The sequence below is a fragment of the Nitrosomonas sp. genome, assembly GCF_043753625.1.
In the GTDB taxonomy this organism is placed as follows: domain Bacteria; phylum Pseudomonadota; class Gammaproteobacteria; order Burkholderiales; family Nitrosomonadaceae; genus Nitrosomonas.
The window spans coordinates 1-10708 of the sequence record NZ_JAYUWI010000115.1; the positions used below are offsets into that span (position 1 = coordinate 1).

A 10708-nucleotide genomic window follows, 5' to 3' on the forward strand; every position below is an offset into this window, starting at 1 on the left:
GTGATGTCACTGCGCCGACCGATGCTGAACTTTATACAAAAAAGTCACGGCCCACTACTACATCTAGCTACCTTGGGAGTTAACCGGATAAGCACGGTAAGTTTGTCGCCAATTAACCTCTTAAAACTGCCAGATAACATCGTTTATACGTACGGGCATCTCTAAAAATCCAAATTACGTCACAACATTTTGTTGTTCGCAAAAAATGTTTCATTACATATCTACCTATGCTGCGTAACCATTTTTTGCTCGTGCCTCGTGTTGTTTAGAACTTTGAATTTTTAGAAGTGCCCGTACATCTAGCCGTTCGACAAATTTACCTTTGACCGATGAAGATGAGTTATATCTACCACTGCGCATCGTTTTATTTGACACATACCCGCAATAAGTACGTAACAAATTTCCTTTAGCATCTTTTATAGGCGATGAATTTCGATTCAGTCGATGCAATTTCATTGCCTGGCAAACAATATAACCATTCAAGTTTCTAATGACTAAAGGCTTTTTATTATGAGATTAAATAATCAATGGATGTGTTTCACCAAAAACACCTTGAGTTTAGGCGTCATCGCGGCGCTTTCAGGTTTTGCAGTGGCTGATTCCTCAGATACCGACAAATCATATTTTCAACGTATCGCTACCTATCTGGTATGTGAGAATACCAGTTGCGATAGAAATTTGTTTGGTGAGACGGTGGCTGAGATTGTTGCAGCTACTGAAGATGGAAATACCCTGATTTATACGGATAGTCCCACAGGAAAAATTGGTTTTGTAGATATTCGTGATGCAGAAAACCCAACCGGTTTAGGCACGCTGAATACAGCCGGAGAACCCACATCCGTTGCAGTTGCTGGCAATTATGCCTTGGTTGGGATCAATACATCAGCTAGTTTTCAGGAACCCTCAGGAATTTTAGCGGTGTACCATCTACCTTCTTGCTTGACGAATATTTCCAATTGTTCACCTGTTCGTGAAATCAACATGCAGGGTCAACCGGATTCTGTGGCTACCAGTCCAAACGGGCGATATGCAGCGGTTGTCATCGAAAATGAGCGCGATGAGGATGTCATTGTGGCCGGTGTGGAAGGTGGTTTGCCGCAGTCGCCAGCAGGCTATCTGAATATTATCGATTTGGTGGGCGCACCCGAAAATTGGACAGTACGCCAAGTTGATCTGACAGGTATGGCGTCGTATGGTGGTGATGATCCTGAACCGGAGTTTGTCAGCATCAATCACAACAACATTGCCGCTGTGACGATGCAAGAAAACAACCACATCGTGTTCGTGAATCTCGTCAACGGCAAGGTAGTGCGGGATTTCAATGCTGGCACCGTCACGCTGGACGATATTGATACTGCTGATAATAAATTAATTGATTTCACCAGTTCTTTAATCGATGTGGCGCGTGAACCCGATGGTGTTGCATGGCTGGAGAATAATAAGATCATCACTGCTAACGAAGGAGATCTTTTTGGCGGTAGCCGCGGATTCAGCGTATTCAATCGTAGCGGCAAAGTGGTCTATGATTCTGGCACTGAATTCGAATACTTGGCTGCTTCAGCAGGACATTATCCTGAGAAACGTTCTGATAACAAAGGAACTGAGCCGGAGAGCGTCACAACTGGCCGGTATAAAAATGAGCAATTTATTTTTGTGGGATCCGAACGTGGCAATTTTGTCGGCGTGTACCAAGCGGATGATAATAAATTGGATTATAAGCAGATATTGCCAACTGGCGCGGGTCCGGAAGGCTTGCTTGCCATTCCAAGCCGCAATCTTTTCGTTGCCGCTACCGAAGTGGATTCACCCGTGCGCTCTCAAATCAATATCTTTCGCCTGGAACGTAAGCAAGCTGCATACCCTCAGATCAAATCCATAAGGCAGTCCGATGGCAAACCAATTGTCTGGGGCGCATTGTCGGCCCTATCTTCCGATAAGTACGATGGAGAACGACTGTATGCTGTCCATGATAGCGTTTATAACGAAAGCCGTATCTACAGCATTGATATCAGCGATTTTCCAGCAAAAATTATCCGTGCAACGCAGCTATTGAAGAATGGTGCGGCTGTCAACTATGATCTCGAAGGGATAGCGCAACGTAGTGATGGCAGCTTCTGGCTTGCATCTGAAGGCGCCGGTACGTCGACGACTCGCAATTTACTCATTGAGGCACATCGTGATGGTAGGGTGGTTCGCGAAATTCGCTTACCAACTGCAGTTGAAGCATTACAACAAAGTAATGGCTTTGAAAGTGTCGCCGTAACCGGAAAAGTAGGCAGGAATGAGCAGGTTTACGTGGCTTTTCAGCGGGAATGGAAAGATGATCCGGCTGTGGCATGGTACGAATCGGTCAATATACGCCAGCTTTGGACCTGGATCCATCTACCGAGGAAGGGGAATGGAAATTCTTTTACTATCCCCTTGATTCCGTCGAATCTCCGGCAGGTGGCTTTGTGGGTTTATCCAAAATTACCGCGCTGGGAAATAATAAATTTACAGTTATCGAGCGTGATAATCAGGCAGGCCCGAATGCGCAAATCAAACGTGTTTGCCACATAGATATCAATAGTGTTATGCCAAAAACACAAACAGAAGGTAATTTCCCGATATTGAACAAGACCCTGGCGATCGATGTATTGCCCGCGATGCAGGCTGGCAAAGGTTGGGTTCACGATAAATTGGAAGGATTGGCGCGAGCAGGCGACGGAACGGTTTATGTTGTTACCGATAACGATGGTGTTGACAACTCCACGGGCGAAACGCAATTCCTAAATCTAGGTAAAGTATTCAATTAATTCACTACGTCTTCCCAGCAAGGCGCTGCTGAGCAATCGAAGCAGCGCCTTTTATGAGAATAGAGTACATTTCTCACGCCAAGAAATAAAAAAAAATGGGCGCCTCTAAGAATTCAAAGTTCTAAGCAAAGCGAGCAAAAAATGAAGACGCAGCATATAACTGATATGTAAGGAAGTATTTTTTGTGAGTAACAAAGTGTTGAGACGAAATTTGGATTTTTAGAGATGCCCAGATTATGTTCTGGATACTTCGGTGATCCTATACAGCCACAACGCGATATACAGCTTTGAAGACAATGATGGGGCTATTCCAATTACTGTGCTGGAAGAATTGGATCATTTTAAGAGGGGTAATGACATCAAGAATTTTGAGGCGAGGGAATTCACACGAGTCATAGGAAAATTATCGGTCAATCATTCCTTTTCGGTCAGTAATAGTATTACTTTTTAATGAATCAACTGGTTATGGATTGTAAGGTATTTATATCCAGACAGGATGGAATCAATACACGGATTGGTCTTGAGCTAATACTGAAATCGACAGTATTTTCCACTTCAATATCACGATTGCGAAAATAGTCACCATCGACTTGCAGCGGGTAAGCCCGGTCATGCAATGTACAGGAGATATTTTTGCCGGAAAAATACTGCATGGGCAAGTTAGCGGGCTTACGCTGCAGAATTCTCATGGCTTTGATCAGTTCATGCTGATGTCGTGCGCCTGGTAAGAAGCCAAGAATAAGCTCGTTTTTTGATGGATCCGCAGCAGGAACAAGCTGTAAATTTCTTGCATACGCTGAGTTGTTGGCTACGATGATATAGCCGGATCCATGATCTATGACTTGCTCGCCATCCACACTGACGGAAACGGTAGGATGATGCAATGAACATAAAGCTCTTAATCCGTGCCAAATATAGATCGAATCATTGAGTGGGCCTTTTCTTTTGCCAATATTTTTTATGGTTAGTGAATCCAAACCCATCGATGCCATATGGAAAAAAGGTTTTTCACCTTTAATGCCTTTACCGCTGATCAGACCATAAAATTGCTGCAGGCATGTTCCCGAGGCGATAGCGCGGAGTAAATCATCGGCATGGGTACTCATTTCATAGGAACGTGCAAACAGCGATTCATTTCCACCCGGAATAGCATAAATCGGTGTGTCCGTTTTATTGATGGCATCTAGCAATTTTCTAATCGTTCCATCTCCGCCGACTACGACAACGAGGTCACTTGTGGCGATGTTATCTGAAAGGCGCGTATACCCTTTCATTTTTTTTTCAGATGCGCATACTTCAACATTTTTCCCATGAAGAGTAAGTTCCATTTCCAGCTGACAGGCGAGTGTTTCTATGTTTCCTGCGCTGGATATCGGGTTGAAAATGATTAATATTTTTTCTGGGGAGGGTATTTTAATAACCAATTGATTGGTTTTAAATAAGATATCGTCTTTCATGATGGTGTTGAGTGCCCTTAAAATTATAGATTAAGCCGGGAGTTTTTAGTCAGCTCATAATTGTTAGGATCAAGACCACTCGACCGGTATTACTTTGACATCCGTCCAGATCTGATTACACCAAGATTGATCAATGGGCGGCATGCCTTCCTTTATCCACTGCACCAGATATTTGGCGGTGTTGGGATAGGTAACACGGATGGCTTTGGTTTCATACAGCCATTGCTCAATAATCCTGGAATCGACTTTGTGCATCATTTTTCCATAGCCTAACGTTTGCAAAGCGGCTGCATTAGAAACTTGTTCCATCTGCGCATGTAGCGGTTTCACCAGAATTTTCTTACCTAATTGTAAGGATTCACTGGCCAGTTCAAAGCCAGCGTTGCAAATGATACCGGCGCAATCCCATAGATCTTTCTGGAAACCTTGAAGGGATAACGGTTTGCAATGCACGTGTGCATAAGAAGTGGGTATAACTTCTGGAGAATACATAAAAAATTCAAATTCTTTAAATGGCGCTAACAATGCTGCCATACGATGCTGATTCTCGAATGGCAGATAGACAATAATTTTATTTTTCTGTATTTGTTGGGAAATGATGGGGGTTTCAATAACCGGCGGCAATATGGGCTGATCGAAATGATGCCAGTGCAAACCAATGCCGATATCGACAGGAGCAAAATTTTTCATAACCGCTTCAGAGAGCGGATCATTGCCTGCGCGCGGTATGTTATGGTGGAATGCATACTGATGATTGATGCCGATGGTTTTCTTATTTTGCCGGCGTGCTGCCCATGCGGTTACGGGCTCGTAATCACAAATGACCAGATCATAACTACTTAAATCCAGTTGCTTAATATCTCTAAGAAAATTTAACGGTTTGGCTTGCAGTACTGTTTTGACAGGGCTGAGTTTGCCGTTTTTTGTGCTGAAAGTTAAACCATCACGCCATTGATAGCCATTAAAGACTTCCATATCAAAAAATTTATCTTGCGGCCTACCGGTAAACTGATAGGTAACATCAAGATTTTCAGCCTGAAATTCTCTGGCCATAATCCGGCCACGCGTGATATGACCATTACCCGTTCCTTGGATGCCATAAAATATTTTCATTTCAGTACGACTCCTAAACGGACTAGTACGACACTGATTTCAAAACCAAATGATTGGATTGCGTTGTAGAAGCTTTGTGGGATTGTTTGTGGCCATGTATCAATTGACCATTTGAATAGCGTTAAATTATTTTGATGAGCGTTTCTCAGTGGTTTCATAGTCTCAACTTTATTGAATGAAACCAGAGCAGTTTAGTGGCCTGATATGACAAGGAAATGACTTTTTCTTGGCGATTATGTGACAATTTTATTAATGCGCATGCAGTTAACAGGCCGTTGAAAAATGTTATCGAGGCAGTCGATACAAGGAAAAAACAGGATGTAAAGTGCAGTTTATGCTTAATAAATGAGCATTTTTAGTCTGTTTTTAACACCGCAGCGGCAACGCAGATAGTTTTTCAACGGTCTGTTAAACGGGAGTAAAAAACGCAAGCAATTTCCCACAATCAGTTTTGCAACCATTGTTGGATTTGTTCTCGTTGATTGGCATACCAGAGCTTGCCGATATCCAATGCTTTTTGTTGGAGCGCCACATTATTGGCGGAATCCATATTGCCGGGCATATCGTAGTTTTTCAGATAATGATTGATATACAGCACACGATTACCCAAAACTTCTTCGGTCATTCTGACATTCGCCATCATTTTTTCTCTGAGAATGATCGAAGCGATACCTTTCGCCGACCATTGCACACCGCCATATCCGCACGCTTTGGCACCGCTTACTGCAAAACTGCGCCAGCCCGATCCGATGGAGAGCATTTTTATTTCACAGTTTTTCCAGTATTGCTTGGCATGAAGATAAGCGCTTAATCCGGGATTATTCATGCCAACACCACCATCGATTCGCCAGTCACCATCTTGCATTTGCACGGGCGGGTAGAACGAGGGTGCAGCAGTGCAGGCATCGGCTATCTCGCTTAAAAGAAAATCCGGTTGACTGTCATTGGTGAAAACTTCCAGTTGATCCTGATCCAGATTAAAACAAGGAATAAATATCCGTTTATTGAGTGACGAAAGCCTCAGATTCTCCAATTCCTTTTGCAGGGTTAGGTTTTTCGAGTCACCTTTGAATTTGGGATGAATTTGCAGCTTACTGAATAACCGGTGCAACCAGTGTTCCGCCATCATTTTTTCCAGCAATTTTTCTTGTAAAACTTTTTGAATAATTTCTGTTGCGCTCAAACGTCGTCCCAAGATCAAGCAGGTGATTAATCCTCCCGATGAAGAACCGGCGATCAGGTCGAACAAATCATAAGTTGAAGCGCCGGTGTCCTCTTCCAGACATGCCAGTACGCTCAATTGAATCAGCAGATGGCTGCCGCCACCGTCCAGGCTTAAAACCGTTTTGGGTAACAGTGAATGTTTCAAATTGTTTTAAGCGGCCTTTTTACTGGCTAATAATTCTTCTTGCAAAAGGCTTTTATATTGCTCAAACCGCTCAGACCAGAAAACCAATTCCAACGAGCCATCGTTATGTTCCAGCAAAGTAGAACAGCTTTCTACCCAATCGCCGTCATTGCAGTAGAGAATCGAATTGATTTCTCTTAATTCAGCATGGTGAATGTGACCACAGACGACGCCATCGACGCCACGATCTTTTGCCAGATGCGCCAATGCATCCTCAAAACTGCTGATGTAGCTGACTGCATTTTTAACGCGCAATTTTAAGTAGGCCGCGAGTGACCAATAAGAAAATCCGAAGAACTTTCGCATGCCATTAATATAATGATTAAGATCCAGCAGGGTGTCATAAGCGACATTCCCCAGTTTCGCAAGCCAACGGCTATTCTTGACGATGACATCGAACTCATCGCCATGCATTATCAACAGCTTTTTACCTTCGGTGGTGGTGTGCACATAATCTTGATGAATCTCAACATTACCGAATACATGACCGATGCAATCCCGCATCCCCTCATCATGATTCCCCGGTATGTAAATCACTTTAGTGCCATGCTTGGCTTTGCCTAAAATAGACCGGATTACGTTGGTATGCTCTTGCGGCCAGTAAGGGCTCTTTTTGATACTCCAGAAATCGACAATATCGCCAACCAGGAAAAGATAGTCGGTTTCAACCGAATGCAGGAAATGCAACAGTGCGTCTGCCTGACAGCCGCGAAATCCAAGGTGAACATCCGAAATCCACACACTTCTTACTTTGATAGGAGTTTTATTCTTCACCATACATGCCTTTTAATTGGATAAGTGATGGCATGACAGCATAAAGAGCATTTGTTAAGCTTCTTTGAAGTATTTGTTAAATATTCATGAAGTATTTATTAAAAAAGAGAGTAGGGGAATTTTTGCAATGATTCTTTGATGGTGATTAATAGATTCAAGTAAGATCCGTTTTTAATAGCAACTTTGACGCGAGCACCACTTTAAAACACAATGCACGCCACACCTACCCTGAAGCGATCATTACCTGAATTGCAACAAGTTGAAGCGATTATTCAGGAGGATAATAATGTACATCTACACAGTAAAGTGCTTTGCCAGGCGTCTTGCGATGATGGCCTGCTGCCAATTTACGCACTGACACTCGGGAATACTGCGAAAGATATTCCATGCGTGACTTATGTTGCCGGCATCCATGGCCTGGAACGCATTGGTACGCAAGTAGTCATTGCTTTTCTGGAAGGTCTGCTCGAACGGCTAAAATGGGATCGGGTACTGGCTGATATTTTGCAACGGGTGCGGATCAATATTTTACCCATCATCAATCCGGTCGGCATGCTGAACGCTACGCGTTCAAATGGACAAGGTGTTGATCTCATGCGCAATGCGCCAGTAAATAGCCACGAAAAAACCATCTGGCTGGCTGGAGGACACCGGATTTCATCGGTGTTGCCGTGGTATCGGGGAAAATCCGGTGAAGCCATGCAACCGGAAGCCCAAGTATTGTGCGACTTTATTAAGCAGGAAGTTTTACCTGCGCCGTTCAGCTTGGTCCTGGATTGCCATTCCGGTTTTGGTTTTCGCAACCAAATCTGGTTTCCTTATGCCAAAAGCCGGCTTGAGCCAATTAAACATCTCAAAGAAGTTTATTACTTGCGCCAACTCTTTATGCAGACTTACCCGCATCAGGATTATTTGTTTGAGCCGCAGTCACAGCATTATCTGACCCATGGTGATCTGTGGGATTTTCTTTATCAACAATCGTTGACGAGCAACAATATTTTCTTGCCATTAACGCTTGAAATGGGCTCATGGCGGTGGATTCGAAAAAATCCACTGCAATTGCGCCGATTGCAGGGTTTGTATCATCCGGTGAAGCCGCACCGGCTGAATCGCGTGCTGAGAAGCCATTTAATCCTGATGGAATTTTTGTTGCACGCGACCTTATCGTATCAAAACTGGCTCGATCAAAGCGAGATGCCGGAATTGGAACAACAAGCACGGGCGTTGTGGTACTCATGATCGATAGCGAGCATTTCGTGCTGATTCGGGGATTATTGCGTGAGGCACGACACTGGGGAGAATTTACCGGAAGTCTGCAGCAGCAATTTCTCCGCGCCACTATCAGTACACCGGATATTCCGGGAAATGGTCAAATGCATCAGACCACCAGTCCCAAAACCATCGCGAACATGACCGAAGCATTACGCAAGCAAATCAATACAAACCAACCGATCCGATTGATCGCGCTTTCCATGGGTGGGATGATCGCGATGGATTGGATGACACGGTATCCGGATGAAGTGGAAGTGGCAATCCTCATCAACACCAGCGCAAGAACGTTATCGCCGTTTTACCATCGTTTGCGCTGGATGGTTTACCCCCAAGTTATCCAAATGATTTTTCATTCGGCAGCACAAAAGGAAGCGGACATTCTGAGTTTGACTTCAAACCGTCACCAGCACGACAACAAACTGCTGGAATCCTGGCAGCAGTGGCAACGACAAAATCCGGTATCAACGGACAGCGCCAGAAACCAATTTCTGGCCGCTGCAAAGTTTTCCATTACCGACAAACCACAGCAACCCATACTCATTGTAACCAGCCGAGCTGATCGCTTGGTGGATTATCGCTGTAGCCGGAAACTGGCGCAAACTTGGCAAACCGGCTATATGCAGCACGAAACAGCCGGTCATGATTTGCCGCTGGATGAACCGGAGTGGTTGGCTGGTGCTATCAGGCAATGGTTTGATCTGCAGACGGGTGTTTAAGTTGCAGCCGAAGAGCCAACCATATTCCGGTTGAGTGTAATGTGAATCGCCCCGGTATTTCTGGAGATAAAATGATTTGAGAGAAGGAAGAGATGAAGAATCAAATCAGTTATTCACCGGAAGTACGAGAACGAGCGGTAAGATTGGTATTCGAGCAGCAAAAGGAGCATGAATCGCAATGTTCGGCGATCAAATCGATCGCATCAAAGATTGGGTGTACAGCGGAAACATTGCGGACTTGGGTAAGGCGGGTGGAGACCGATCAGGGGGTTCGTGCAGGCATTTCGATATTGGATCGGGAAAGGCTTAAGGAATTGGAGCGAGAGAATCGGGAATTAAAGCGAGCCAACGAGATATTACGTAAGGCATCGGCCTATTTTGCGCAGGCGGAGCTCGACCGCCGACCGAAATAATGGTGACATTTGTCGATAGCAACAAAGCGGAATACGGGGTCGAGCCAATCTGCAGACAAATACAGATTGGCCCGTCGAGCTACTACGAACACAAAGCACGCGAGCAAGATCCCGATCGATTGCCTGATCGCATCAAGCGAGACATGAGACTAGAACTTGATATACAGCGGGTATGGAAAGACAATTTCCGAGTTTATGGTGCTCGCAAAGTATGGCGGCCGTTGCTGCGAGAAGGTATTGGTGTTGCTCGTTGTACGGTCGAGCGGTTGATGAAGAAGCTTGGAATGCAAGGTGTTCGACGCGGCAAAAAGTGTTGGACAACCATTTCGGACGATTTGCTTGACCGGCCAACGGACAAGGTTAACCGGCAATTTGTAGCTTCCCGGCCCAATCAACTGTGGGTGGCGGATATTACATTTTTGGCGACGTGGATGGGATTTGTTTATGTGGCTTTTATCACCGATGTTTTTGCCCGGTATATTGTTGGTTGGCGAGTGAGTCGTTCATTGCGAACGGATCTGGTACTGGATGCACTGGAACAGGCGCTATGGGCACGGCGGGAAACCGCAGGATTGATTCATCATAGCGACCACGGTCGCCAATATTTGTCGATTCGCTATACAGAATGTTTGGCGCAGGCAAATATTGACGCCTCCGTCGGCAGCATCGGAGATTCTTATGACAATGCCATGGCCGAGACCATCAATGGTTTGTACAAGACCGAAGTCATACGGCATCGCGGTCCTTGGCGCAGTATCGA

General features: G+C 44.8%; 8 protein-coding genes, 2 pseudogenes and 1 other annotated feature. Of the genes and pseudogenes, 6 read left to right on the top strand and 4 right to left on the bottom strand.

The window, feature by feature from the left end:
• Positions 1-1257: 1257 nt before the first annotated feature.
• The 3 genes and pseudogenes from ACH10T_RS09635 to ACH10T_RS09645 all read left to right on the top strand — a co-directional run.
• A pseudogene (locus ACH10T_RS09635) lies at positions 1258-2346 on the top strand (esterase-like activity of phytase family protein); the annotation flags it as partial.
• Positions 2337-2795, top strand: a complete 459-nt coding sequence (locus ACH10T_RS09640) for an esterase-like activity of phytase family protein (protein ID WP_394809073.1) — start codon at positions 2337-2339, stop codon at positions 2793-2795. The pseudogene ACH10T_RS09635 and the gene ACH10T_RS09640, both read left to right, overlap by 10 nt.
• 241 nt (positions 2796-3036) lie before the next feature.
• On the top strand, positions 3037-3246 hold the full coding sequence (locus ACH10T_RS09645) for a PIN domain-containing protein (RefSeq protein ID WP_394809080.1): 210 nt from the start codon (positions 3037-3039) through the stop codon (positions 3244-3246).
• A gap of 4 nt (positions 3247-3250) precedes the next feature.
• On the opposite strand, the gene ACH10T_RS09650 is transcribed toward ACH10T_RS09645, so the two are convergent.
• The 4 genes from ACH10T_RS09650 to ACH10T_RS09665 form a co-directional block, all read right to left on the bottom strand.
• Positions 3251-4252 (bottom strand): diacylglycerol/lipid kinase family protein, encoded by a 1002-nt coding sequence (locus tag ACH10T_RS09650; protein ID WP_394809074.1) that lies wholly within the window; start codon positions 4250-4252, stop codon positions 3251-3253.
• A gap of 69 nt (positions 4253-4321) precedes the next feature.
• On the bottom strand, positions 4322-5365 hold the full coding sequence (locus tag ACH10T_RS09655) for an MJ1255/VC2487 family glycosyltransferase (RefSeq protein WP_394809075.1): 1044 nt from the start codon (positions 5363-5365) through the stop codon (positions 4322-4324).
• A 445-nt stretch (positions 5366-5810) separates the two neighbouring features.
• On the bottom strand, positions 5811-6734 hold the full coding sequence (locus ACH10T_RS09660) for a patatin-like phospholipase family protein (protein ID WP_394809076.1): 924 nt from the start codon (positions 6732-6734) through the stop codon (positions 5811-5813).
• 6 nt (positions 6735-6740) lie between these two features.
• Positions 6741-7550, bottom strand: a complete 810-nt coding sequence (locus ACH10T_RS09665) for a UDP-2,3-diacylglucosamine diphosphatase (RefSeq protein ID WP_394809077.1) — start codon at positions 7548-7550, stop codon at positions 6741-6743.
• A gap of 207 nt (positions 7551-7757) precedes the next feature.
• Between ACH10T_RS09665 and ACH10T_RS09670 the strand changes: the two genes are divergently transcribed.
• The 3 genes and pseudogenes from ACH10T_RS09670 to ACH10T_RS09680 form a co-directional block, all read left to right on the top strand.
• Complete coding sequence (locus ACH10T_RS09670) at positions 7758-8786, top strand: M14 family zinc carboxypeptidase (RefSeq protein ID WP_394809078.1); 1029 nt, start codon at positions 7758-7760, stop codon at positions 8784-8786.
• On the top strand, positions 8783-9535 hold the full coding sequence (locus ACH10T_RS09675; protein ID WP_394809079.1) for an alpha/beta fold hydrolase: 753 nt from the start codon (positions 8783-8785) through the stop codon (positions 9533-9535). The genes ACH10T_RS09670 and ACH10T_RS09675 overlap by 4 nt, the downstream gene beginning before the upstream one ends.
• 92 nt (positions 9536-9627) lie before the next feature.
• Positions 9628-10708, top strand: a pseudogene (locus tag ACH10T_RS09680) (IS3 family transposase); the annotation flags it as partial.
• Positions 9906-10022, top strand: a sequence feature (AL1L pseudoknot). It overlaps the preceding pseudogene by 117 nt.

What these genes read in the sequence shown, in the direction of transcription:
- ACH10T_RS09655 (WP_394809075.1), bottom strand. Translation starts at nt 5,365, where the DNA reads ATGAAAATATTTTATGGCATCCAAGGAACGGGTAATGGTCATATCACG.
- ACH10T_RS09675 (WP_394809079.1), top strand. Translation starts at nt 8,783, where the DNA reads ATGATCGATAGCGAGCATTTCGTGCTGATTCGGGGATTATTGCGTGAG.
- ACH10T_RS09650 (WP_394809074.1), bottom strand. Translation starts at nt 4,252, where the DNA reads ATGAAAGACGATATCTTATTTAAAACCAATCAATTGGTTATTAAAATA.
- ACH10T_RS09665 (WP_394809077.1), bottom strand. Translation starts at nt 7,550, where the DNA reads ATGGTGAAGAATAAAACTCCTATCAAAGTAAGAAGTGTGTGGATTTCG.
- ACH10T_RS09640 (WP_394809073.1), top strand. Translation starts at nt 2,337, where the DNA reads ATGGTACGAATCGGTCAATATACGCCAGCTTTGGACCTGGATCCATCT.
- ACH10T_RS09670 (WP_394809078.1), top strand. Translation starts at nt 7,758, where the DNA reads ATGCACGCCACACCTACCCTGAAGCGATCATTACCTGAATTGCAACAA.